The sequence below is a fragment of the Microbacterium sp. LKL04 genome, assembly GCF_900102005.1.
Taxonomy (GTDB): domain Bacteria; phylum Actinomycetota; class Actinomycetes; order Actinomycetales; family Microbacteriaceae; genus Microbacterium.
Map to the genome: position 1 here is coordinate 454,875 of NZ_LT627736.1, position 24,317 is coordinate 479,191.

Consider the following 24,317-nt stretch of genomic DNA (forward strand, 5'->3'; position numbering starts at 1 on the left):
GACCGGTGACGGTTCGGCTCTACGACTCCCAGGCTCAGGCGCTGCGCGACTTCGCGCCCGCCGACCCCGAGAACGTCACGATGTACGTCTGCGGTCCGACGGTCCAGTCCGGACCCCACATCGGCCACGTCCGCGCGGCGCTGAGCTTCGACATCCTCCGCCGGTGGCTCGAGCACCGATTCGGCCGGGTCACCTTCGTCCGCAACGTCACCGATATCGACGACAAGGTCCTCGCGAACGCGACGGAATCGGAGCCGTGGTGGGCGCTGGCCTACCGGATGGAGCTCGAATTCTCCCGCGCGTATGCCGCGGTCGGCATCCTGCCCCCCACCTACGAACCGCGGGCGACGGCGTCCATCCCGCAGATGCAGGAGCTCATCGAGCGCCTGATCAAGGCGGGGCACGCGTACGCCGCCGCCGGCGACGTCTACTTCGACGTGCGTTCCTGGGCGCCCTACGGCGCGCTGACCCGTCAGTCGGTCGACGCCATGGAATCGGCCGCCGATGCGGACCCGCGCGGCAAGCGCGACCCGCGCGACTTCGCGCTCTGGAAAGGTGCGAAGCCCGGCGAGCCCGCGGACGCGACATGGGACTCTCCTTGGGGCTCCGGGCGACCGGGCTGGCACATCGAGTGCTCGGCCATGAGCCGCCGATACCTCGGTCCCGAGTTCGACATCCACGGTGGCGGCCTCGACCTCCGCTTCCCGCATCACGAGAACGAGCTCGCCCAATCGACGGCGGCCGGCGACGGTTTCGCGCGCTACTGGGTGCACAACGGGCTCGTCACGGTCGGCGACCAGAAGATGTCGAAGTCTCTCGGCAACTTCCTCCTGGCCGAGGATGTCCTGCGCGACACCGACCCGCTCGTGGTCCGCTACGCGCTCATCTCGGCGCACTACCGCTCGAATCTCGACATCACCGAGTCCACCTTCACCGAAGCGGATGCCGCGCTCGGCCGCATCCGCTCGTTCCTGCAACGCGGGCTCCGCGCCCGTGACGGATCCGTCGGCTGGTTCGCATCGGATGTCCCACAGGAGTTCGCGGCGGCGCTGGATGACGATCTCGGTGTGCCGCAGGCGCTGGCAGTCCTCCACGAGACCGTGCGTCGGGGCAACGCAGCCCTCGATGCAGGCGATTCCGCCGCCGCCGAGGATTCCCTCCGGCAGGTGACGGCGATGGTGCGCCTTCTCGACATAGACCCCATGGATGCGAAGTGGTCCGCGGTGATGGCGCAGTCCATGGCGACCGCCCTGCACCGCCTCGTCAGCACCATGATCGACCAGCGCGCGGAGGCCCGCGCGACCAAGAACTGGGCGGCAGCCGACCGCATCCGCGATGCGATCGCGGCGGCAGGCGTCGTCCTCGAAGACGGTCCCTCGGGGACCCATTGGAGTCTGAACGATGGCTAAGCACGGCAACCCCTCCGCGGGACGCGGCAAGAAGGGCCCCACGAAGGGGACCGGCGGCAAGAACAAGCGCTCGCTCGAAGGTCGCGGTCCGACCCCCAAGGCCGAGGACCGCGCCTGGCACCCGGCCGGCAAGCGCAAGGCAGCGAAGGAGCGCTTCGTCGCGGCGGGCGGCAAGCCGCAGATCCGGCAGACGACCGGCGGGCGCGCGCCCAAGGCGAAGTCCGGTGACGACACCGAGACCGTGACCGGTCGCAACAGCGTGCTCGAAGCCCTCCGCGCCAAGATCCCCGCGACCGCGTTCTACATCGCGCAGCGTGTCGAGATGGACGACCGCGTCAAGGAGATGCTCTCCATCGCGACGAACCGCGAGATCCCCGTCCTCGAGGTCACCCGTCAGGAGCTCGACCGCATGGCCGGGTTCGACGGCGTGCACCAGGGCGTCGCGCTCAAGGTGCCGCCCTACGAGTACGCGCACCCGCAGGACCTGCTCGAGCAGGTCATCGACCGCGGCCAGCTGCCGCTGTTCGTCGCCCTCGACGGGATCACGGACCCCCGCAACCTCGGCGCGATCATCCGCTCCACGGCCGCCTTCGGTGGACAGGCGATCATCCTGCCGCAGCGCCGCTCGGCGGGCGTCAACTCCGCCGCATGGAAGACGAGCGCGGGCGCGGCCGCCCGCATCCCCGTCTCGATCGCCCCGAACCTGACGACGACGCTCAAGGAGTTCAAGAAGCAGGGCGTCTTCATCCTCGGTCTCGACGGCGGAGGCGACGTGTCGCTGCCGGCGCTCGAGCTCGCGGACCGCCCCGTGGTCATCGTCGTGGGTTCAGAAGGCAAGGGCCTGTCGCGCCTCGTGACGGAGACCTGCGACCAGATCGTGTCGATCCCGATCAACGCGGCGACCGAATCGCTCAACGCCGGCATCGCGGCATCCGTCGCGCTGTACCAGGTGTCGACGCTGCGTTCCGCGAGCGAGTGACGCATACGCGTCGCTGCATGGCCGACGGATAGCGCGACCATAGGGAGACGGGTCAGACTGGCACTCGACTGTCCATCCGCAGGAGAGGAACCATCATGACCCGCATCGCCGTCATCGGAGGCACCGGCTACGCCGGCAGCAACATCGTCGCCGAGGGTGTCCGTCGAGGACACACCGTCGTCTCCGTCGCGCGCAAGATCCCCGCCGACCGGATCGAGGGAGCGACCTACGTCGAGGGCACGATGCTCGACGCCCCGGCACTCGCGGCAGAACTCGACGGAGTCGATGTCGTCGTCTTCGCGACCTCGCCCCGCGGAGACATGGTCGGCAAGATGCGAGAGGCCGTCGACGGCGTCATCGCGGCGCTGCCGCTCTCGGTGCGCGTCGGCGTCATCGGAGGCGCCGGTGGCAGCCTCGTCGCCCCGGGCGGTCCCCGCGTGATCGACAGCGGCTTTCCCGAGGAGATCAAGCCCGAGGCGATGGAAGCCATCGGCATCCTCGAAGACCTCCAGGCCGACACCAGCGGTCGCGACTGGTTCTACATCCACCCGGCCGGCGGATTCGGCGCATGGGCGCCGGGGGAGCGCACCGGCTCGTACCGCACCGGCGGCGACGTCATCGTCACCGACGACACGGGCGAGTCCTTCATCTCCGGCGCCGATTTCGCGATCGCCGTCCTCGATGAGATCGAGGCGCCCGCGCATGTGCGCGAGCGGTTCACCGTCGGATACTGACGACCACGATCAGACGAGGTCGCGCCAGTCGACCTCGTCTTCGTCGTCGTCGCTGACGGGCACGTCGGACGTGATCACCGGAAGCGCCGTCGTCTCGGTCGGCGGACCCATCACGGTCGCCTCGTCGCGGCGGTGACGCAGCACGCCGTCGATGTAGGAGGACAGGACCTCGGCGATCGGGATCGACCGCCCGCGGGCCTGTGACATGTACCACCGGTGCTCGAGCACCTGATGGAACACCTCGGCGGGCTCGAGCTTGCTGCGCAGCTCCCACGGGATCGCCTTGACGACCGGTTCGAAGACGCGGGTCAGCCACTCGTGGGCGACCATCTCCTCGTCGCTGCCGAGGCGCGAGACGCGGGCAGCGAACTCGTCCATGTCGTTGAGCAGGCGGCGGGCCTGATTCTCTTCGACATCCAGGCCCGTCAAGCGCAGCAGACGCCGCTGGTGGTGCCCGGCATCCACCACCTTCGGCTGGATCAGCACCTTGGTGCCGTCGGAGGTCTCGTCGATCGACATCTCGCCGATGTCGAACCCCAGGCTGTTCAGGCGCTGCACGCGCTCGGTGATGCGCCAGGTCTCGTTGGCCGAGAATGTCTCCGTCTCGGTGAGCGCGCTCCACAGCGACCGGTACGACGACATGATGCCGTCGGCGATCGCCACGGCATCCACACCGCCCTCGAGTCGTCCGCCGGCTTCGAGGTCCATGATCTCCCCGGCGATGTTGGTGCGCGCGACGTCCAGGTCGTGCTCGCGCTGGCCGCGCGTCAGACCCCCTTCGTGGAGCTCACCCGTCTCGGCGTCGACGAGGTACGCGGCGAACGCCCCGGCATCCCTCCGGAACAGCGTGTTCGACAGCGACACGTCGCCCCAGAAGAAGCCGACGTTGTGCAGGCGGACGAGGAGCGCTGCGAGAGCGTCGACGAGGCGCGTAGCGGTGTCGGGTCGCAGCACCTGCGTGAACAGCGCGCGATAGGGGAGGGAGAAGCGCAGGTGGGCGGTGACCAGAGCGGCGGGGAGCGGCTCGCCCTTCGGCGTGCGGCGCCCGTCGATGACGGCGACGCGACTCACGCAGGGCACGTCGAGGCGAGCGAGCGAGCCGAGCATCTCGTACTCGCGACGGGCCATCTCGGCCGTGGTCTCCTTCACCGCGACGACACGGCCCGACAGGCTCGCGAAGCGCACGAGGTGGCGGGAGAGTCCCTTGGGGAGGGAGACGATCGCGTCGCTCGGCCACTCGCCGAGAGGCGTGGACCAGGGCAGGGCCAGGAGCCCTGCGTCGACGCTGCTGGCGGTGATGCTCAGGGAATGGACCACGCGGTGACCTCCGACTCACGCACCGCGGCGCGGGAGGTCCGGAGACCTTCCCGCGCCGCGGTCCTGCTGATGATGACGATCAGGCCGAGACGACCGGCTTGTCGTTGAGGCGGTCGCCCGACTCCATGTCGAACGCGTGCACGTGGCCCGGCTTGGCGGCCAGGGTGACCGTCTCGCCCGCGTTCGGGTGGTTGCGACCGTCGACGCGCGCGACGATGTCGGTGCGCTTGCCGTTGATGTCCACGTGGCCGTAGAGGTAGCCGTCCGCGCCGAGCTCCTCGACGAGGTCGACCTGGACCGCGAGGCCCTTGCCGTCGGCCGGTCCGACCTCGATGTCCTCGGGACGGACGCCGACGGTGACCTGGCTGCCGTTTGCGCGGCCGACCGTGTCGCGGTCGAGGGGGACGATCTCGGAGCCGAAGCGGATGCCGCCCTCTGCCAGGTCGGCCGGGAACAGGTTCATGGCGGGCGACCCGATGAAGCCGGCGACGAACACGTTGTTCGGCTTCTCGTACAGGTCGCGAGGGGTGCCGACCTGCTGCAGGAGGCCGTCCTTCAGGACGGCGATGCGGTCGCCCATGGTGAGGGCCTCGGTCTGGTCGTGGGTGACGTAGACCGTCGTGACGCCGAGGCGGCGCTGCAGCGAGGCGATCTGCGTACGGGTCTGCACGCGGAGCTTGGCGTCGAGGTTCGACAGCGGCTCGTCCATGAGGAACACCTGGGGCTGACGAACGATCGCGCGGCCCATGGCGACGCGCTGACGCTGACCACCCGAGAGGGCCTTCGGCTTGCGGGTGAGGTACTCCTCGAGGTCGAGGAGCTTGGCTGCCTCGAGAACGCGGGAGGCGCGCTCCTCCTTGCCGACACCGGCGATCTTGAGCGCGAAGCCCATGTTCTCGGCGACGGTCATGTGGGGGTAGAGCGCGTAGTTCTGGAACACCATTGCGATGTCGCGGTCCTTCGGCGGCACGTCGGTGACGTCGCGGTCGCCGATGCGGATCGAGCCGGAGTTGACCTCTTCGAGACCCGCGAGCATGCGGAGCGAGGTGGACTTACCGCAGCCGGAAGGACCGACCAGGACGAGGAACTCGCCGTCGGCGACCTCGAGGTTGAGCTTGTCGACCGCCGGGCGGGTGCCACCGGGGTACAGACGGGTTGCGTTGTCGAACGTGACGGACGCCATCTTTTCTTCTCCTTCACCGGCAGGTACGTGCCGGACGATCCGTTGTGAAGCGAGCGGGGGACACCCCGCACACCCGCCATCGGGTGCGTGTTCAGTATGCCACGCCTGCGCGGAGGGAGGGGATGCCTCCTCGTCAGCCTTTTTCCAGCGCGTCTGACTAACATCGGAGCGTGCGCCACACCCGGGCGCCGGGCCCTCCGGCCGCACCACAGATCTTCCCGAGGTTTCATGTCCACCGATTCCGGCGACACCCCGTCATCCGCGACCGATCGTCGCGAGGCCGTGCGCGAGAAAGCGCAGCGCGTCCACGTCAAGCAGTCGCGCGTCCGGCTCGCGCGCCGCATCTCGCTCGGTGTCCTTGCGACGGGAGCTGTCGCCGCTGTCGCTGCCGTCGTCGTCTGGTCGGTGACCTCCACGATGGGTGGACGGGACCTGACCCCGGACACCGCCAGCTCCGACGGCTTCGCCGTCAGCGACGTCGCCGGCGTCGCGGGCAGCCAGGGTGCGATCGACGACAGCGCGGTCGAGGCCACCCCGGAGTCGGACAAGGCCGCACCCGCACCGACGGCATCCGCGGCTCCCGTCGACATCCGCGTCTACGTGGACTACCTCTCCCCGGGCGCACGCGAATGGCAGCTCGCCAACGTGGATCAGTTGAAGACGTGGGTGGACGAGGGCGCGGCGACGCTCAGCTACCACCCCGTGTCGATGCTTACCGCCAAGTCCAACGGCACCAAGTACTCGCTGCGCGCCGCCGCCGCTGCGGCGTGCGTCGCCACGCACGACGAGAACGTCTTCTTCGCCTACAACACGGAACTGCTGAGCCGTCAGCCCGCGATGGACACCGATGGGTTCTCCGACACCGAACTCGCCGACCTCGCGCAGGCCGTCGGCGCCCAGGAGCCCGACAAGGTCCGCGACTGCATCGAGGATGGCGACTACATCGAGTGGACGAAGGACGCCACGGAGCGTGCGATCTCCGGCATCCCCGACGCCGACGGTCTGCAGCTCGCCGGAACGCCGATGATCCTCGTCAACGGCCAGCCGTACATGGGTGCGCTGAAGGATGCCGCGGAGTTCTCGCAGTTCGTCCTGACGAGCGCGAGCGACAAGTTCTACACCGAGCAGACCGCGACACCGACGCCCACTGCGCCTGCGGAGTGAGCTGCGCGGCCCGGTTAGACTGGGCCATCTGCCGGCTTGGCGCAATTGGTAGCGCACCGTACTTGTAATACGGGGGTTGCAGGTTCAAGTCCTGTAGCCGGCACCACGAACCCCACATCAGAACGCAGAAAAGCCCCCGCTCCTTTCGAGGACGCAGGGGCTCTCTGTTGTGCGACGTCTGAGGTCAGCTCTCGTCTGCTTCGACCGCGTCGCGCGCGGTCACGCGGACCTCGGCGATGCGGCGACGGTCGAGGGCCGTGACCTCGATCGTCGCGCCGTCGACCTCGATCACGTCGCCGACGACCGCGAGACGGCCGAGCCGTTCCGTGACGAAGCCGGCGACCGTGTCGGACGCTCCACGGGGGAGCACGACGCCCGTCGCCTCCGAGAAGTCCTGCAGGTTCAGGCGACCGTCGATGATCTCGCGGTCCGCGTCCGGGGCGATGGCGGTGTCGTACTCGTCGAAGATCTCGCCCACGACTTCCTCGACGAGGTCCTCGAGGGTGACGATGCCGTCGGTCCCGCCGTATTCGTCGACGACCACCGCGATCTGGTGGCCCTCGGCTCGCATCTTCGTCAGCGTCGGGAGGACGCGCGCCGTCGACGGGAAGTACGGGATCGGACGCACGATGCCCGACAACGGGGCATCCCGGCCCTCGACGACCGCCTCGAACAGGTCACGGACGTGGACGAATCCGACGATGTCGTCGATGGAGGTGTCGGCGACGGGATACCGGGAGAACGGCAGTTCCCGTGCCTCGGCGACGGCCTCCCCGATCGTGGCGGTGTCATCCAGCGCGGTCACCTCGGGACGCGGGCGCATGACCTCGCTGAGCTGGCGGCCCCGCAGCGAGAGCACGTCCTCGAGGATCCGACGCTCGTCCTCTGGCAGGCCTTCGTGGCTCGCGACGATGTCGCGGACTTCTTCGTCGGTCATTTCCTCACCGGTCTTGTGAGGATCACCGCCGAGCAGGCGCACGAGCGCGTTCGTCGAGACCGACAGCAGCCAGATGACGGGTCGCATGACCTTCGCGAACCCGTCGAGGACAGGGGCGACGGCGTAGGCGAACTGCGCATTCCGCTGGATCGCCAGCCGCTTCGGCACGAGCTCTCCGAGCACGAGCGACAGGTAGGCGATCAGCAGGGTCAGGATCAGCGTCGCGAAGGTCAGCGCCAATCCGGGATCGACGCCCCACGACTCGATGAGCGGGGCGACAGACGGGGCGATCGACGTGGCGCCGTACGCGGCCGACGCGAACCCGGCCACGGTCACGCCGATCTGGACAGCCGACAGGAACGTGTTGGGGTTCCGTGCCAACCCCGCCACCTTGGCGCCCCGCTTGCCGCGCGCCGCGATCGCATTGATCTGACTCTCACGGAGCGTGACGAGAGCCATCTCGGTGGCGGCGAACACTCCGCCCACCAGGACGAACACCACGACGAGGGCGATGTTCAGGGCGAGGTCGTTCATCGGATCTGCTCGATGGTGTCGGCCTCAACGGTGGGCGTCTGCGTATGGTCGCTGATCATCGGTCAGCTGTGCTCCTTCTTCTGCTCGGGAGTGGTCGTGGGCGTCCCGCTCGCGAGCGCCTTGGCGTCGTCGCGCCGCGTCTTGGCGAGGCTCGCGACCGTAGCCACGACAATCGTGGCGGCGATGAACAGGAGCGAGAGCCAGATCGGGATCTCGGGAACCCACAGCAGAGGCTCGCCCCCGTTGATGAAGGGCAGCTCGTTGACGTGCAGGGCGTGGAAGAGGAGCTTGATGCCGATGAAGGCGAGGATGACCGCCAGGCCCTGAGCCAGGTACACGAGACGCTCGAGCAGGCCGCCGATGAGGAAGTAGAGCTGGCGGAGGCCCATGAGCGCGAAGGCGTTCGCGGTGAAGACGATGTACGCCTCGTTCGTGAGGCCGTAGATGGCCGGGATCGAGTCCACGGCGAAGATGAGGTCGACGAAGCCGATCGCGACGATGACGAGCAGCATCGGGGTGACGAAGCGCTTGCCGTCCTTCTTGACCGTGAGCTTGTCGCCGTTGTACTCGTCGCTGACGGGCAGGTGGCGGCGGACGAACTGCATGAACTTGCCGTTGGCCGGGTCGGATTCGCCGTGGGTGAAGGCCTGACGGTACGCGAGGAACAGCAGCAGCGCGCCGAAGATGTAGAAGATCCACGAGAAGTTCTCGATGAGAGCGGCGCCCACCGCGATGAATCCACCGCGCATGATCAGGGCGATCACGATGCCGATCATCAGCACCTTCTGCTGGTAGATCTTCGGAACGGCGAAGCCGGCCATGACGATCAGGAAGACGAAGAGGTTGTCGATCGACAGCGCCTTCTCGGTCAGGTAGCCGGCGAAGTACTCACCCGAGTACACCCATCCCCAGCCCGGGATGAAGCCGATGACGACGCCGAACAGCAGGGCGAGGCCGATGTAGAAGGCCGACCAGCGTGCCGATTCGGCGATGGACGGCTCGTGCGGCTTGCGCACGTGGGCGAAGAATTCGTAGACGAAGAAGGCGATCGTGACGGCGATCGTGATGCCCCAGACGAGCGGGGTGATTTCCACAGGAGTCTCCTCGATGGCGTGAACAGATGACGCCAGAGTCTTCTCCATCTCGATTGCTCGAGACCGGTGGTCCGGGATGCGCCTTCACATCCGTAATGACGAACCGACCGTATCGGAGTACTCCCCCTGGGGACTTCCGATTTTATGGGATGCCGAAGGCCAAGACTGACAATTGCCTCGACGGGGTCGGCCGTGCTAGCGCCCTGCGGGCTCCTTGAGGTCGTCGCTCGCGTACGGCGCGGGCGCCGGTGCGTGCGCGTACGGGATGAACCAGCTCGCGAAGTCGAGGGGAGGGGTCGCCGCTGCGGCATCCCGTTTCGACGCCGCGTCCTGCTCGGCGAACAGCGAGTCGACGTCGAGATCCTGGAACAGCACGGTGTCGAGGTGCTCCCGCCATCCTTCGGGCAGGTCGCCGCTCAGCCGGTCCGCGTTGCGCTCCGCCTCATCGAGGACGAGTTTGAGCGCCAGCTCGTGCGCGACGGTCGGCGGGTACACGGGCGACGCGCTCAGGCGTGATGTGACCTCGATCGTCGCGGCGAGGAACTTCTGCGCGAACCCTCGGTCGTAATGGGTCGCGTACTGCGGCGGCAACTGCGAGATGACGTGGGTATCCCGCCACGCGGAGTGGTCGCCCGAGGCATCCGCCAGGTGGAGGACGTCATCGAACAGGCAGTCCACGACCATGACGGAGGCGTTCCAGACGAGTCCCTTGATGATGGTGCGCTGCCGCAACTCGGATGCCGTCGCGTCACCGGTCGCCCCGCCGAAGAGCTCGTTCAGCGCCCAGTCGATGCCAGCCAGTCTCGCGCCCGCGCGCGCCACTCGGGCGGTGTCGGACGAGCCTGCGGGTACGCCGCCCGACGTCCCCTCCCACTCGGAGTCGACGACCGCCGTGCTGGCGGATTCGATCCGGACGAGGTGATCTGCTCCCGGGGAGACCGCGACGTCGAGGAGCGACAGCAGGGCGTCCTCGGCATCCATCGTCGACGCGGACATGCGGGACGAACCGTCGATGCCGGTGAGGAGATCGTCGGGGTGCGCGCAGACCAGATCGAGATCGATGCGGACCGACGCGCGGTAGCGAGGATCTGAGGCCATGGCGGAATCGTACCCAGCCGCGCGATGCGATCGCGACGATCAGTCGGTCTCGGCGAGTCCCAGCACGTCCAGCAGCCACGCGAGTTCGAACGCGCGCTCGCGCCACGAGTTGTACCGACCGCTGACGCCGCCGTGACCGGCGACCATCTCGCACTTCAGGAGCGCGTCCGCGCCGACCTCGCGCAGGCGGGCCACCCACTTCGCCGGTTCCACGTAGAGGACGCGGGTGTCGTTGAGGGAGGTGACGGCGAGGATGCGGGGGTACGAGACACCGTCCTGGACGTTCTCGTAGGGCGTGTACGACTTCATGTAGGCGTAGACGTCCTCGTTGTGCAGCGGGTCACCCCACTCATCCCACTCGATGACGGTCAGCGGCAAGGAGGGGTCGAGGATCGTGGTCAGCGCATCGACGAACGGGACACCCGCGAGAACGCCGGCGAACAGATCGGGGGCGAGATTCGCCACGGCGCCCATGAGGAGCCCGCCGGCGGAGCCGCCCTCGGCGACGAGGCGATCGGGCGAGGTGTACCCCTCGGCGACGAGATGGCGGCCGACGGCCACGAAGTCGGTGAACGTGTTGCGCTTGTGGAGGAGCTTGCCCTCCTCGTACCACTGACGCCCCATCTCGCCGCCGCCGCGGACGTGGGCGATGGCGAAGACCACGCCGCGGTCCAGCAGCGAAAGGCGCGCCACCGAGAACCCCGGTTCGATCGAATGCTCGTAGGAGCCGTAGCCGTAGAGATGGACGGGGCGCGGGGACCTGCCCGGCTCGCCGAACGAGCGCTTCCACACGAGCGAGACGGGGATCCGCGTGCCGTCGTCGGCGATCGCCCAGACCCTCTCCTGTCCGTAGTCCGAGGCGTCGTAGCCCCCGAGGACGGGCTGGCTCTTGCGGTGCAGGAGCTCGCCCGTGGCGACCTCGTAGTCGAAGACCGTGCCCGGGGTCACGAACGAGGCGTACCCGAGCCGGATGACGGGCGGTGCCCACTCCGACGACCCGCTCGCCCCGACCGCGTACAGCGGCTCCTCGAACGCGATCTCGCGGACGTCGTCGGTCGCGTAGTCGAGGATGCCGACCCGGGCGAGACCGTCGCGTCGGTACTCGACGATCGCCCAGTCGCGGTACGCCGAGGCGTCCAGCAATCTACGCCCGGGGAGGTGCGGAAGGACGACGTGGCGCGACCCGGTCGGATCGGATGCCGCGACCCGGACCAGTTCGAAGTCCAGGGCGCCGTCGTTGTGCAGGATGTAGAGGACGTCCTCGCCGCCGACGACCGCGTGGGTGAGCGAGTACTCCACGCCTTCGCGGCGCGGCCACACGGAGCGCGGCTCGGCGGTGAGGTCGTCGGCCGGGACCAGGTACTCCTCGGAGGTGATGGACGATCCGACCCCGATCACGAGGAACCGGTCGCTGCGGGTGAAACCGGCGCCGACCCAGTAGCGCTCGTCGGGTTCGGTGAAGAGGATCCGATCCGAAGCGGCATCCGTCCCCACGACGTGGAGCCAGACGGTGTCGGGACGCCACGCGTCGTCGACCGTCGTGTAGACGACGTGCCGGCCGTCGGGGGAGAAGACCGCGCCCGAGGACGTGTTCTCGATGACATCGGGCAGATCCTCACCCGACGCGAGGTCGCGGATGCGGAGCGTGTAACGCTCGTCGCCGGCGATGTCGACGCCGTACAGCAGGCGCGTGCCGTCGTTCGAGACGTCGAGGCTCCCGAGCGAGAAGAAGTCGTGGCCGTCGGCTTCGACGTTGCCGTCGAGCAGGACCTGTTCGCCGGGGACGTCCGTGTCGGGTGACAGCACCGGCGGGGTCCAGTCGTCGACGTCCGCGATGGGGGCGCGGCAGTTGATGCCGTACTGCTTGCCCTCCAGGGTGCGTCCGTAGTACCACCACTGCCCGCGCCGTGAGGGTACCGAGAGATCCGTCTCGAGCGTGCGGCCCTTGATCTCGTCGAAGATCCGGTTCCGGAGACCCTCCAGGTGCGCCGTGCGCTGATCGGTGTAGGCGTTCTCGGCCTCGAGGTGACCGACGACCTCGGTGTCCTCCTTCGCGCGCAGCCATTCATACGGATCCGAGACGGCGTCGCCGTGATGGGTCCGGGTGAAGGGGCGGCGGTCGGCGACGGGCGGTGTCACAGCTTCGGAAGTCACCCGACCACGCTAACCGACCCTCGCGAGCGCGCGCGGGTTATGCCATGGCGCAACGTGTGCGAGGATTTTCCAGGCCCGACTGAACACTCGCTGACGTCTGGGTGAACTTTTCGTTCGCACTGCCGATCGCCGCGGCGCCCGTTCCCCCGATTCCCGACGGAAAGCGAACTGTGGAGACCGCAGCACTCATCGTCGTCCTGGTCATCGCACTGGCACTGTTCTTCGACTTCACCAACGGCTTCCACGACACCGCCAACGCGATGGCCACGCCCATCGCGACGGGTGCCCTGAAGCCCAAGGTCGCCGTGCTCCTGGCTGCCGTCCTCAACCTCGTCGGCGCGTTCCTGTCGACCGAGGTCGCCAAGACCATCTCGGGTGGCATGATCCGCGAGGATCAGCTCTCGCAATCGATCTTCCCGGCCATCATCTTCGCCGGGCTCATCGGAGCCATCACCTGGAACATGCTGACGTGGCTCCTGGGGCTCCCCTCGAGCTCGTCGCATGCCCTGTTCGGCGGCCTCATCGGCGCGACGGTCGTCGGCGCCTCCATCAGCGCCATCGATACGGGAGTCGTGCTCTCGAAGGTCGTCCTCCCGGCGCTCATCGCGCCGCTCACCGCCGGCATCATCGCCTTCGTGGCGACCAAGATCGCCTACGTCGTGACCCGTCGCTACGACAACAAGCCCGACGGGCGCGACGGCTTCCGCTGGGGACAGATCTTCACGTCATCGCTGGTCGCGCTCGCCCACGGCACGAACGACGCGCAGAAGACGATGGGTGTCATCACCCTCGCGCTCATCACGGTCGGCTGGCAGACCCAGTCCGACCCGCAGCTCTGGGTGATCTTCGCCTGCGCCTTCACGATCGCCCTCGGCACCTACATGGGCGGCTGGCGCATCATCCGCACCCTCGGCAAGGGCCTCACCGACGTGAAGCCGGCGCAGGGCTTCTCGGCAGAGGCATCCACCGCCTCGACGATCCTCGCCTCGAGCGCCCTCGGGTTCGCGCTGTCGACGACCCAGGTGGCCTCGGGCTCCGTCATCGGATCCGGCCTCGGGCGCCGCGGCGCGGTCGTCCGCTGGGGCACGGTCGGACGCATCACGGTGGGCTGGGTGCTGACGCTCCCGGCGGCCGGCATCGTCGGAGCGCTCGCCGCGTTCCTCATCGTGGGCTTCGAGAACCTGTTCGGGCAGGGCGTCGGTGAGCTCATCGGCGTCATCATCGGCGCGGTCATCGCCGTCGCGATCGTCCTCGCCATCTTCCTGCGGTCGCGTCGCAGCGAGGTCACCGCGGCCAACGCGATGAGCGAGGTGGCCGACTCCGGCGCCGCGGTCGACCTCACCGAGGAGCCGCCGCCCACACGGCGTCAGCAGCGCGTCGCGCAGGCGGCCGCCGCATCCGACGAGGAGGGCGTCCGATGAGCGTCAGCATCGACTGGCTCGCCTTCGTCCAGGTCTTCGTCGCCGCGATCCTCGCCGCGTCGGTCGTCGTCTTCTTCTACGCCGTCGGGTTGCGGCTGCTCGTCCTCGCCGGGCGCGTGCCCGTCGTGATCCCCGCCACCTTCACGGACGCGCTGACGGTCATGACGCCGAAGGAGCAGAAGCGGGCGGCGAAGGCAGCCAAGAAGGCCGCGAAGAAGAACCCGCTCAGCCCCGCGCAGAAGCGCGTCGCCCTGGTGAGCGCATACGGGTCGTTCGCCGTCTGCGGGCTCGTCGTCCTCGGCGGGCTCCTGCTGATCCTCTTCAACCACTGACCGCGCACCGTCCGGGACCGTCAATAGGCTGACGATATGCAGTCCGTCTCCTTCGGCCGGCACGCGCCCGCCCTCCGCTCGATCGTCCACCTCAGCGACACCCACCTGCTCGCGGGCGATCGTCGGCTCGGCGGCGCGTACGACTCGACCGGGGGAGCAGAGGCCGCCCTTGCGGCGATCGAGCGCACCGGCATCCGTCCCGACGCCCTCATCGTGACGGGCGACCTGACGGACCTCGGCGAGCCCGAGGCGTATCGGCGCCTGCGCGAGATCGTCGAGCCGGTCGCGGAACGGCTCGACGCGCCGATCGTCTGGGTCGCAGGCAACCACGATGAACGCCCCGCGATGCGCGAGGGTCTGTTCGACGAACCAGCCTCGCTCGAGCCGCTCACGGCCGTGCACGACCTCGGCGGGCTGCGACTGGTCGTGCTCGATTCGACGGTTCCCGGCTGGCATCACGGCGAGGTCGACGCGGCCCAGCGCGAATGGCTCCGCGGCGTCCTCGCCGAGCCGGCGCCGCTCGGCACCCTCCTCGCACTCCACCACCCACCTCTGCCGAGCCACATCCCGTTCTTCGACATCCTCGAGCTCCGGGAGCAGGACGCCCTCGCCGACATCGTCGCCGGAACCGACGTGCGCGGCATCCTCGCCGGCCACCTGCACTACTCGACGAGCGGGACCTTCGCCGGCCTCCCCGTGAGTGTGGCGTCGGCCACCTGCTACACGATGAATCTGCAGCGACCCGCAACGGACGTGAACGGGATGGATGCCGGCCAGTCCTTCCACCTCGTCCACGTGTACGACGACACGATCACCCACACCGTCGTGCCTGTCGTAGATGCCCCCACCGGCGACTACTTCTCGGCCGAATGGGTCGAGAGGATGGCAGCCCTCAGCCCGCAGGAGCGCCTCGAGGCGTTCTCGCGCAAACCTTCCTGAGCCACCGCTTGACTTCACGCGCGCTCGAAGTTCTACCGTGAAGGCATGACCCTCCTCTCCGGTCCCTCCGGCGCCTCGATCGCCGAAGCAGCCGACGCCACCGGCGTCAGCGCCCACACGCTGCGCTACTACGAGCGGGCCGGGCTGATGCTGCACCCGGTCGACCGGGCATCGTCATCCCACCGTCGCTACTCCGACGCGGACCTCGTCTGGATCCGCTTCCTCGCGCGGCTGCGCTGGACCGGGATGCCGATCGCCACGATGCGTCGCTACACCGAGCTCGCCCGCGAAGGGGAGGGGACGGTCGCCGAACGCCGCCGGCTGCTCGTCGAGCACAGGGAGGTCGTCCGACGGCAGCTCGACGAGGTCACCCTGAGCCTCGCCGCCATCGACCACAAGATCGACATCTACGACAAGGAGATCGGCCCATCATGAAGACCACCACACTCGGAGCCCACGGACCGCAGGTCGGTCGCATCGGCCTCGGCCTCATGGGCATCAGCGCGTTCTACACCGGCGCGGGGCAGGACGACACGGGAGGGAAGCGGACGATCCTCGGCGCCCTCGATCGCGGCGTGACCCTGCTCGACACCGCGGAGATGTACGGACCTCACACGAACGAGGAGCTCCTCGGCGCGACGCTCGCGGAGGCGGGTCGCCGCGACGAGGTCGTGCTCGCGACGAAGTTCGGCATCGTCCGTCACCCGGACGGCCGCTCCGGTGTCGACGGCAGCGTCGAGAACGTCCGCCGCTCGGTCGAGGGGTCACTGCAGCGCCTGCAGACCGATCGCATCGACCTCTACTACCAGCACCGGATGGACCCGGGCGTCCCCATCGAGGAGACCGTCGGTGCGCTCGCCGAGCTCGTGCAGGAAGGCAAGATCCGCGGGTACGGACTGTCGGAGGCATCCGTTGCCACCATCCGCCGCGCGCACGCGGTGCACCCGGTGACCGCCGTGCAGACGGAGTACTCCCTCTGGACCCGCGACCCCGAGGCGGAGCTGCTGCCGGCGCTGCGCGAACTCGGCATCGGGTTCGTTCCGTACTCGCCGCTCGGTCGCGGCTTCCTGACCGGCACCATCCGCTCGGTCGACCAGCTCGCCGAGGACGACTTCCGTCGCAGCAACCCGCGATTCGAGGACGAGGCGCTCGCCGCCAACCTCCGCATCGTGGAGGTCGTCGAGGGGATCGCCGCGGAAGCCGAGGCGACTCCGGCTCAAGTGGCGCTCGCGTGGCTCCTGGCGCAGGGCGAGGATATCGTCCCGATCCCCGGGACGCGCAAGCTCGAGCGACTCGAGGAGAACATCGGAGCCGCCGACCTGACATTGACCGATGACCAGCTGCGCCGACTCGGTGACGTGGCGCCGGCGGTCGGCGATCGTTACGCCGACATGTCCAGCGTGAACCGGTGAGGTCGGGGGGTGCGGGGATAGGCTCGATCCATCCCTGCACCCCTGTGACCCACGAGGACACCGCACATGGCATCTGACGCGACGACGCGCACCGAAACCGACTCCCTGGGATCGATGGAGATCCCCGCCGACGCCTATTGGGGCATCCACACGGCGAGGGCTCTGGAGAACTTCCCCATCTCGATGCGACCGATCTCGGTCTACCGCGACCTCGTCGTCGCCCTCGCGATGGTCAAGCAGGCCTCCGCGCGCGCCAACAAGGAGATCGGGGTGCTCGAGGCATCCCGCGCCGACCTCATCGATCAGGCAGCTCAGCGCGTCATCGACGGCGAGTTCCACGACCAGTTCGTCGTGGGCGTCATCCAGGGCGGCGCCGGCACCTCGACCAACATGAACGCGAACGAGGTCATCACCAACGTCGCGCTCGAGATGGCCGGACGCGAGAAGGGCGACTACGCCTTCCTGTCTCCGATCGATCACACGAACCGCAGCCAGTCCACCAACGACGTCTACCCGACGGCGATCAAGGTGGGACTCGGCCTCGACCTGCAGTCCCTCCTCGAAGAGCTGGATCTGCTGCGGCAGTCCTTCCTGAAGAAGGCCGACGAGTTCCACGACGTGCTCAAGGTGGGGCGCACCCAGTTGCAGGATGCCGTCCCCATGACGCTCGGGCAGGAGTTCCACGGGTTCGCCACAACGCTCGGGGAGGACTACCACCGCCTCCGCGAGAACGCGCACCTCCTCTACGAGATCAACATGGGTGCGACGGCCATCGGCACCGGCATCACGACGCATCCGGACTACTCCGGTGCCGTCCTGCGGCACCTGCGTGAGATCAGCGAGCTGGACCTCGAGACCGCGGAAGACCTCGTCGAGTCCACGAGCGACACCGGCGCATTCATGTCGTTCTCGTCGTCGCTCAAGCGCAACGCGATCAAGCTGTCCAAGATCAGCAACGACCTGCGCCTGCTCTCCAGCGGTCCCCAGGCGGGCTTCGGCGAGATCAACCTGCCGCCGCGCCAGGCGGGCTCGAGCATCATGCCCGGCAAGGTGAACCCGGTCATCCCCGAGGTCGTGAATCAGGTCGCCTTCGCCGTCGCAGGCGCCGACCTCACGGTGACGATGGCGGTCGAAGGCGGTCAGCTGCAGCTGAACGCCTTCGAGCCGGTCATCGCGCACTCGATCTTCCAGTCGATCACCTGGATGCGGCGCGGCATGCGCACGCTCCGCGTCAACTGCGTCGACGGCATCACCGCCAATCGCGAACGACTCGGCACGATGGTCGGCTCGTCCGTCGGCGTCATCACGGCGCTGACGCCGTTCATCGGGTACACGGCGGCGGCGGCCCTCGCGAAGACGGCTCTGCTGACCAAGCGCAACGTGGGAGACCTCGTCGTCGAGGCCGGCCTGATGTCACGCGACGAGGTCGACAAGCAGCTGTCCCCGGCGCGGCTGTCGGGTCTGCAGGCGGTCACGCGCGCGATCCCGATTATCACGAAACCGACCGCTGCGGACCAGAATTGATTCCAGGTTGTCTGAGAGAACCATGAACGCTAGCGTCGGGGTCGTATCTCGGCCGATCTGCGATGTGAAGGACACCCCATGACCGACCCCAACCAGCCGAACTCCCAGAACATCCCGCCCGCGCCGCCGGCGTACGAGGCTCCGGCCTACGGGAACGCGCCGCAGTACAACGCGGGTGGACCCACGCCCGGTGCGAAGCCGGGGCGCACGATGGGAATCGTCGCGCTCATCCTCGCGATCATCCCCTTCACGCAGCTCATCGGCCTCATCCTGGGTATCGTCGCCCTTGTTCAGAGCCGTAAGGCCGGCGTCAAGAACGGACTGGCCCTCGCGGCTATCATCGTGAGCGTCGTCCTCATGATCGTCGGGATCATCATCTTCTTCGCGCTCGTCTGGCCGCCCATCGCGGCGGGGATGACCTGCGCGGCAGACCCGACGGCCATCGTCAACGTGTACGGCGTCGACCTGCCGTGCTCCGACGTCCTCAACGGGTCGACCCAGCTGGATTACTGACATCCGCAAAGCGAAGCGGCGATCACCCTCGGGTGGTCGCCGCTTCGTCGTTCGTTCGCCGCGTCAGTCGAGGATGCGGCAGAAGGTCGTGAGTTCGCCGATCCCGTCGACGCCGACCGTGACGGTCGATCGGTCGCGCAGGAAGATCTGCGGGTCACGGGAGTAGCCGGCCCCGCCCGGCGACCCGGTCGAGATGAGTGTTCCCGGCAGCAGCGTCGCCGACTGCGACAGGAACGAGACGAGTTTCGCGACGGGGTGGATCATCTGATCGGTCGAGGCGTCCTGCACCATCTTCCCGTCGACGATCGCCCAGATGTGGAGATCCTGCGGGTCGGGGACCTCGTCCGCGGTGACCACGAACGGCCCGGTCGGGGTGAACCCGTCGAACGACTTGCAGCGCGACCACTGAGCCTCGGAGAACTGGATGTCGCGTGCCGTGATGTCGTTCACCACCGTGTAGCCCCACACGTGGTCGAGGGCGTTCTCGATCGCCACGTCGCGCGCGGGTCGTCCGATGATCACGCCGAGCTCAGCCTCGTAGTCGACGGACGTGCTGAGCGAGCGAGGCCAGGTCGTGGTCTGGCGGTGGCCGGTGAGGGAGCCGGGCCACAGGATGAAGACCGTGGGTGCGGCGTCCGCTTTGAGGCCGAGCTCGCTGGAGTGGGCGGAGTAGTTGAGGCCGATCGCGATGGTGATCGGTGTGTCGAGGATCGCCGACGCGAACACAGGGGTGCCGAGCGGCATCCATTCGGCTGCGGGTGCGCTTTCACGCACCCGGTCGAGAAGAGTGTCGCCGCCCTCGATCAGCTGCTGCAGACGAGAGGGGGCCCCGTCGAACAGGCGCGACACGACGGTGACGCGATCCTCTTCGACGAGAACCAGCTGCGGCTCGTCGACTCCGTCGGGGACAACGTGGGCGAAGCGCATTGCTCCAGGGTATCGTCCCCCGCTCCGGCGCTCGATCGGGCCGCCCTAGGCTGAGCGCATGTCGTTCCCGTCGCCCCTTGCGCAGCCGGTCCACGCGACGGCGATGACGCCACCGCCAGCTCCGCCGCACCGCGAGCTCCCGGTGCCGGCGGCCTCGGGTGGGCGCGTGGTTCTGTGGGTCGTCGCGATCGTGCTCGGGGTCGTCGCCCTGGGTCTCGCGGTCTACTTCCTCGCGTTCCTCGGGCCGATCGCCTCGGTCGTCTCGGCCGTCCTCGCCCTGGTCCCGCTCGCGGTCGTGGTGGCGGCCATCCGGATCATCGACCGATGGGAGCCGGAGCCGCGCGGGCTCGTCGTCTTCGCGCTCCTGTGGGGAGCCGTCGCATCGGTAGCGGTGGCGCTCGGCGTCGGGCTGGTCGTCTCGGTCGTGGCGCCCTGGCTGCCCGAGACGGTGTCGTCGGTGGTGCAGGCTCCGATCGTGGAGGAGATCGCGAAGGGGGCCGGAGTCCTCCTCCTCTTCGTCGCTGCCCGTCGCGCGTTCGACGGTCCCGTCGACGGCGTCGTCTACGGCGCACTGGTCGGAGCGGGGTTCGCCTTCACGGAGAACATCCTGTACTTCGGCGACAGTCTCCTCACCGGCGGTGCGGAGGGCGCCGCGTTCACGTTCTTCCTGCGCGGCATCCTCTCTCCGTTCGCGCACGTCATGTTCACGGCCGCCACGGGATACGCCCTCGGGCTCGCCGCACGGACGGGCGCGAGGGGAGGTGCCGCTCTCGGCAGGTGGACCGTCGGGGTCCTGTGTGCCATCGGGCTGCACGCGCTGTGGAACGGTTCAGCGGCCATGGCGGACTTCTTCGTCCTGTATGTGACGCTCCAGGTCCCGCTGTTCGCCGCGTTCATCGTGGGGATCGTGCTCCTCCGCCGGGAGGAGGCGCGTCTCACACGCGCCCGGCTCGCCGACTATGCGGCGGTGGGCTGGTTCTCTCCCGCCGAGGTCGACATGCTGGCGACGCGCGGCGGGCGCTCCCGCGCCCTCGCTTGGGCTCGGTCGCTGCCGGGCGACCGGGTCTCGGCGATGCGACGCTTCATCGCGGAGGCGACGTCCCTCGCGGCGGCTCGGCAACGAGTCGTCAGCGGACGGGATCCTCGAGCCGCTGCGGACGAACGCGTCTACCTCGAACGAGCCACCCGCGCACGTCAGGCCGTCCTCGCGCCCTGAGGTGAGCGGCGGTGGAGCGCCGGGGGAAAGACTCAGCGCCCGGTGCCGCGGCGATGCCTGCGAGTCTTCCGGGCGCTGAGTTGGCGTACTGAAATGATCCCGCCGCCCCCGTGCGGTGTCAAGAGGGGTCGCTTACCGGTGGATCTGCATTCATGGGAATAGGCTTGGACCCGGCGACGTTTCGCCCTCTTGACCGCCGGCGCGTGCCGGAACCCCTCCACGAAGGACGATCATGACCGACTCCACCGCCACCCTCGACATCCCCGGCTACAAGGCGGGGACCTGGATCCTCGACGCGTCCCACAGCGAGGTGGGCTTCAGCGTCCGCCACATGATGATCTCCAAGGTCCGCGGCCACTTCAACGTCAAGGAGGCGACCCTCGTCGCCCCCGAGAACCCGCTCGAGGCCACGCTCGAGGCCAAGGTCGACGCCGCGTCGCTGGACACCAAGGACGAGGGCCGCGACGGTCACCTTCGCAGCGCCGACTTCTTCGACGTCGAGACCTACCCCGAGATCACCTTCGCGTCGACCGGCGTGCGCATCGAGAAGGGCGACTTCCTCGTCGACGGAAACCTGACCATCAAGGACGTCACCAAGCCCGTCACCTTCGAGGTCGACTTCGGCGGCTTCGGCACCGACCCCTGGGGCAACTACAAGGCCGGCGCCACGGCGAAGACGGTCATCAACCGCGAGGACTTCGGCCTCACCTGGAATGCCGCGCTCGAGACCGGTGGCGTGCTCGTCGGCAAGGACGTCACGATCGAGCTCGACCTCCAGGGCTCGATCCAGGCCTGAGTCGCGTTTGACCACCGGATGCCGCTCGGTTTGGATGGACTCATGACTGCAGACCGCACCAAGCCCGAGATCGACGCTCCCCAGGGAGCCGCTCCCTCCGACCTCGTCGTCCGCGACCTGATCGAGGGCGACGGCGCCGAGGCGAAGCCCGGCGACACCGTCACCGTCCACTACGTCGGCGTCGAGTACGTCTCCGGCGAGGAGTTCGACTCGTCGTGGAACCGCGGCGAGAGCATCCAGTTCCCCCTCCGCGGCCTCATCCAGGGCTGGCAGGACGGCATCCCCGGGATGAAGGTCGGCGGACGGCGTGAGCTCGTCATCCCGCCGCACCTGGCCTACGGCCCGGCCGGCGGCCACTTCCTCGGCGGCAAGACGCTGATCTTCATCATCGATCTGCTCGCCGTCGGCTGAGACGCATCGCACACGAGGGCCTGGTCGCTTCGGCGGCCAGGCCCTCGGTCGTCCGCGGCCGCGTCGTCCTGTAGACTCCTGTGGTTGCCGTTCGATCGGCCGCGGATAAAGAGAGCCCACGCATCAGGCGTCGGGCGCCGCGCAACGAAGAGGAAGGGGATCACCTATGGCACTGGAAGCAGACGTCAAGAAGGCGATCATCGAAGAGTACGCGACGCACCCCGGTGACACCGGATCCCCCGAGGTGCAGGTCGCGATGCTGACGCAGCGCATCAAGGACCTCACCGAGCACCTCAAGGAGCACAAGCACGACCACCACTCGCGTCGTGGTCTGTTCCTGCTCGTCGGTCAGCGCCGCCGTCTCCTGGGCTACCTCCAGGACGTCGACATCAACCGCTACCGCTCGCTCATCGAGCGACTCGGCCTCCGTCGATAAGGCATCGCTGCCAGCGTTCAATCGCGCAGAACATTCTTGAGAAGGCCGCCCCACGGTGTGGGGCGGCCTTCATCGTTCCCGGCGGGGTGCGCGACTCAGACGCGCGCCGTGACGAGGTGGGGGTGCCAGATCTCGGCGACGTCCGGGTGGGCCCGCAGTCGGGACTTCAGCGCGTTCTCGCCATGGAGGCCGTGGATCGGGTTGCGGGGGTCCTGGGAGATCCCGCGGGCCTGCGCCGCGAGCTCGGCGGGCAGCTCGATAGCGGGGAGTTCCGCATCGAGCGACGGGTTGAAGAAGAACGGCACCGAGATGCGGTCCCCGGGGGCGCGCGGCGACACGACCCGGTGGTTCGTCGCCGTGAGGTAGCCGCCGGTCGCGTGTTCGAGGAGTTCGCCGATGTTGACGACGAACGTACCGGGCACGGCGGGGGCGTCGACCCATTCGCCGTCCTTCTCGACCTGCAGGCCGCCCTTGCCCGGCTCGACCCACAGCAGCGTGAGGACGCCGGCGTCCTTGTGCGCTCCGACGCCCTGCTGGGGCTCGGGGGCGCTGGACCCCGGGTAGCGGACGATCTTCAGCAGAGTCTGCGCCTCGCCGAAGTGGTCGTCGAAGTACGTCGCCGGTGCGCCGAGAGCCTCCGCCCAGGCGCGGAGGAGCTTTCGTCCCACGGCGGAGAGGATCGCGGTCCACTCGTCGGTGATCTCGCGGAGCTCGGGCTGGGCGCTCGGCCACAGGTTGGGTCCGACGAGGGCGGCATAGGGGGGAGCGTCGGGATCGTCGATCGCCGGACGCTCGGGGCCGATGTCGATCTGCTCGCGCCAGTCCACGAGACCCTGTGTGCGTTCGCCGCCGATGCGTGTGTAGCCGCGGAAGTGGGGGCTCTTGATGTTCTCGATCTCGAGCTTGGCTTCATCGGGCAGCTCGAAGAAGGTGCGCGCGGCGCGGTGGAGGCGGTCTTCCAGCTCGGGGGAGACGCCGGTGCCGGTGAGGTAGAAGAAGCCGACCTCGTGGGTCGCGCGGCGCAGCTCGGTGCGGAACGCCTCTGCGGCATCCGCTCCCTGATCGAGGAGGGAGAGGTCGAGGACGGGGAGACTCTGCGCGGACATGGTCCGAGGATAAGCAGAGGTTTCTGGTGGTCGGCGCTTTGTTTCAAGCGGTTACCGACTCAGTGGAACGGGGCGGCGACGCGGTTGCGGTGGTAGTCGAAGATGATGCTCGTGCGCGTGTTCGCGACGCTGCGCTGCGCCGAGAGGTGCTCGACGACGAAGGCACGGACATCGCTGGAATCCGCGACGGCGATATGGATGAGGAAGTCGTCGGACCCGCCGAGGAAGAACATCTGGATCACCTGCGGCAGGCCGCGCACCTCGTGCGCGAACTCGGTGATGCTCTCATGCCGGGAGCCGGGGCGCAGGGTCACATGGACGATGGCCTGCAGGCCCGCGCCGGCGATCCGCTGGTCCACGCTCGCGTGGAAGCCGGTGATCACGCCGCGGTCCACGAGCGCGCGGGTGCGCGCGTGGGCGGTGGATGCCGCGACGCCGACCCGGGCGGCGACCTCGGCGTTCGTGAGCCGCGCCTCCGCGGCCAGGGCCTCGACGATGGCCCGATCGACCTCGTCGAGGTCAGCCGCCGGCCGATGATTCTTCGTCGCATCGAGCGGAGTTGCGGTCATTCTTCCTCGATTCGGGAGTGTGAATCCATTTTCACCGAATGATCTTCGACTGTCACCCGGCTGTAACGAATCTTCTGAAGGATGATTCGCACATCACTCGCTGACGAGGAGC

General features: G+C 68.4%; 24 protein-coding genes and 1 tRNA gene. 16 read left to right on the forward strand and 9 right to left on the reverse strand.

The features are described 5' to 3' along the window. The first annotated feature begins 5 nt into the window (after positions 1-5). The 3 genes from cysS to BLP38_RS02295 all read left to right on the forward strand — a co-directional run bounded on the left by cysS (position 6) and on the right by BLP38_RS02295 (position 3,122). Positions 6-1,409: a cysteine--tRNA ligase gene (cysS, locus tag BLP38_RS02285; protein ID WP_091352253.1), complete on the forward strand. Its 1,404-nt coding sequence runs from the start codon at positions 6-8 to the stop codon at positions 1,407-1,409. Beyond that, positions 1,402-2,388, forward strand: coding sequence for a 23S rRNA (guanosine(2251)-2'-O)-methyltransferase RlmB (gene rlmB, locus BLP38_RS02290; RefSeq protein ID WP_091352255.1), 987 nt, complete (start codon positions 1,402-1,404; stop codon positions 2,386-2,388). Before cysS ends, rlmB begins: the two co-directional genes overlap by 8 nt. Before the next feature lie 95 nt (positions 2,389-2,483). Continuing rightward, positions 2,484-3,122 carry an NAD(P)-dependent oxidoreductase gene (locus BLP38_RS02295; protein WP_091352258.1) on the forward strand — a complete coding sequence of 213 codons (639 nt, stop codon included), beginning with the start codon at positions 2,484-2,486 and terminating at the stop codon, positions 3,120-3,122. 9 nt (positions 3,123-3,131) lie between these two features. Here the strand turns inward: BLP38_RS02295 and BLP38_RS02300 are convergent, their stop codons facing one another. Continuing rightward, complete coding sequence (locus BLP38_RS02300) at positions 3,132-4,439, reverse strand: DUF4032 domain-containing protein (protein WP_065571220.1); 1,308 nt, start codon at positions 4,437-4,439, stop codon at positions 3,132-3,134. A 79-nt stretch (positions 4,440-4,518) separates the two neighbouring features. Beyond that, positions 4,519-5,622 (reverse strand): ABC transporter ATP-binding protein, encoded by a 1,104-nt coding sequence (locus BLP38_RS02305; RefSeq protein WP_065571219.1) that lies wholly within the window; start codon positions 5,620-5,622, stop codon positions 4,519-4,521. 228 nt (positions 5,623-5,850) lie between these two features. Between BLP38_RS02305 and BLP38_RS02310 the strand changes: the two genes are divergently transcribed. Together BLP38_RS02310 and BLP38_RS02315 are read left to right on the forward strand one after the other, a co-directional pair. Next, the gene (locus tag BLP38_RS02310; RefSeq protein ID WP_091352260.1) at positions 5,851-6,786 is read left to right on the forward strand and encodes a DsbA family protein; all 936 of its coding nucleotides are present in this window, start codon (positions 5,851-5,853) and stop codon (positions 6,784-6,786) included. Between the two features lie 30 nt (positions 6,787-6,816). Next, positions 6,817-6,892, forward strand: a tRNA-Thr gene (locus BLP38_RS02315). Positions 6,893-6,970: 78 nt separating this feature from the next. Here BLP38_RS02315 and BLP38_RS02320 read toward each other — a convergent pair. From BLP38_RS02320 to BLP38_RS02335, 4 genes are all read right to left on the reverse strand, one after another. Then, positions 6,971-8,257 carry a hemolysin family protein gene (locus tag BLP38_RS02320; protein ID WP_091352264.1) on the reverse strand — a complete coding sequence of 429 codons (1,287 nt, stop codon included), beginning with the start codon at positions 8,255-8,257 and terminating at the stop codon, positions 6,971-6,973. Between the two features lie 62 nt (positions 8,258-8,319). Further along, entirely contained in the window at positions 8,320-9,351 is a 1,032-nt protein-coding gene (locus tag BLP38_RS02325; protein ID WP_172824646.1) for a TerC family protein, read from the reverse strand. A gap of 195 nt (positions 9,352-9,546) precedes the next feature. Next, entirely contained in the window at positions 9,547-10,449 is a 903-nt protein-coding gene (locus BLP38_RS02330; RefSeq protein WP_091352271.1) for a hypothetical protein, read from the reverse strand. Positions 10,450-10,488: 39 nt separating this feature from the next. Next, entirely contained in the window at positions 10,489-12,588 is a 2,100-nt protein-coding gene (locus BLP38_RS02335) for a S9 family peptidase (RefSeq protein ID WP_091352275.1), read from the reverse strand. A gap of 185 nt (positions 12,589-12,773) precedes the next feature. On the opposite strand from BLP38_RS02335, the gene BLP38_RS02340 reads away from it, so the two are divergent. The 7 genes from BLP38_RS02340 (at position 12,774) to BLP38_RS02370 (ending at position 18,744) form a co-directional block, all read left to right on the forward strand. Beyond that, complete coding sequence (locus tag BLP38_RS02340) at positions 12,774-14,024, forward strand: inorganic phosphate transporter (RefSeq protein ID WP_091352277.1); 1,251 nt, start codon at positions 12,774-12,776, stop codon at positions 14,022-14,024. Beyond that, the gene (locus tag BLP38_RS02345) at positions 14,021-14,356 is read left to right on the forward strand and encodes a peptidase (RefSeq protein ID WP_091352280.1); all 336 of its coding nucleotides are present in this window, start codon (positions 14,021-14,023) and stop codon (positions 14,354-14,356) included. The genes BLP38_RS02340 and BLP38_RS02345 overlap by 4 nt, the downstream gene beginning before the upstream one ends. 36 nt (positions 14,357-14,392) lie before the next feature. Beyond that, a complete protein-coding gene (locus tag BLP38_RS02350) occupies positions 14,393-15,295 on the forward strand; it encodes a phosphodiesterase (RefSeq protein WP_091352283.1) in 903 nt (300 codons plus the stop codon). A 45-nt stretch (positions 15,296-15,340) separates the two neighbouring features. Next, entirely contained in the window at positions 15,341-15,730 is a 390-nt protein-coding gene (locus BLP38_RS02355) for a MerR family transcriptional regulator (protein ID WP_091352286.1), read from the forward strand. Next, positions 15,727-16,707, forward strand: coding sequence for an aldo/keto reductase (locus BLP38_RS02360; RefSeq protein ID WP_091352291.1), 981 nt, complete (start codon positions 15,727-15,729; stop codon positions 16,705-16,707). Before BLP38_RS02355 ends, BLP38_RS02360 begins: the two co-directional genes overlap by 4 nt. 66 nt (positions 16,708-16,773) lie before the next feature. Continuing rightward, positions 16,774-18,231, forward strand: coding sequence for an aspartate ammonia-lyase (locus BLP38_RS02365; RefSeq protein WP_091352296.1), 1,458 nt, complete (start codon positions 16,774-16,776; stop codon positions 18,229-18,231). Positions 18,232-18,309: 78 nt separating this feature from the next. Then, entirely contained in the window at positions 18,310-18,744 is a 435-nt protein-coding gene (locus BLP38_RS02370; RefSeq protein ID WP_231916551.1) for a DUF4190 domain-containing protein, read from the forward strand. A gap of 63 nt (positions 18,745-18,807) precedes the next feature. Here the strand turns inward: BLP38_RS02370 and BLP38_RS02375 are convergent, their stop codons facing one another. Further along, positions 18,808-19,671: a fumarylacetoacetate hydrolase family protein gene (locus tag BLP38_RS02375; protein ID WP_091352299.1), complete on the reverse strand. Its 864-nt coding sequence runs from the start codon at positions 19,669-19,671 to the stop codon at positions 18,808-18,810. Between the two features lie 58 nt (positions 19,672-19,729). Here BLP38_RS02375 and BLP38_RS02380 point away from each other — a divergent pair, with 58 nt between their 5' ends. The 4 genes from BLP38_RS02380 (at position 19,730) to rpsO (ending at position 22,530) form a co-directional block, all read left to right on the forward strand. Continuing rightward, positions 19,730-20,887, forward strand: a complete 1,158-nt coding sequence (locus BLP38_RS02380) for a PrsW family intramembrane metalloprotease (RefSeq protein WP_091352303.1) — start codon at positions 19,730-19,732, stop codon at positions 20,885-20,887. 232 nt (positions 20,888-21,119) lie between these two features. Next, positions 21,120-21,683, forward strand: coding sequence for a YceI family protein (locus BLP38_RS02385; RefSeq protein WP_091352306.1), 564 nt, complete (start codon positions 21,120-21,122; stop codon positions 21,681-21,683). Between the two features lie 42 nt (positions 21,684-21,725). Then, the gene (locus tag BLP38_RS02390; RefSeq protein ID WP_091352309.1) at positions 21,726-22,094 is read left to right on the forward strand and encodes an FKBP-type peptidyl-prolyl cis-trans isomerase; all 369 of its coding nucleotides are present in this window, start codon (positions 21,726-21,728) and stop codon (positions 22,092-22,094) included. Between the two features lie 166 nt (positions 22,095-22,260). Further along, a complete protein-coding gene (gene rpsO / locus BLP38_RS02395) occupies positions 22,261-22,530 on the forward strand; it encodes a 30S ribosomal protein S15 (RefSeq protein WP_018187174.1) in 270 nt (89 codons plus the stop codon). A 95-nt stretch (positions 22,531-22,625) separates the two neighbouring features. On the opposite strand, the gene BLP38_RS02400 is transcribed toward rpsO, so the two are convergent. Further along, the gene (locus BLP38_RS02400) at positions 22,626-23,636 is read right to left on the reverse strand and encodes an isopenicillin N synthase family dioxygenase (RefSeq protein ID WP_091352313.1); all 1,011 of its coding nucleotides are present in this window, start codon (positions 23,634-23,636) and stop codon (positions 22,626-22,628) included. Between the two features lie 59 nt (positions 23,637-23,695). Further along, a complete protein-coding gene (locus BLP38_RS02405) occupies positions 23,696-24,205 on the reverse strand; it encodes an Lrp/AsnC family transcriptional regulator (protein WP_091352317.1) in 510 nt (169 codons plus the stop codon). Between the last annotated feature and the right edge of the window lie 112 nt (positions 24,206-24,317).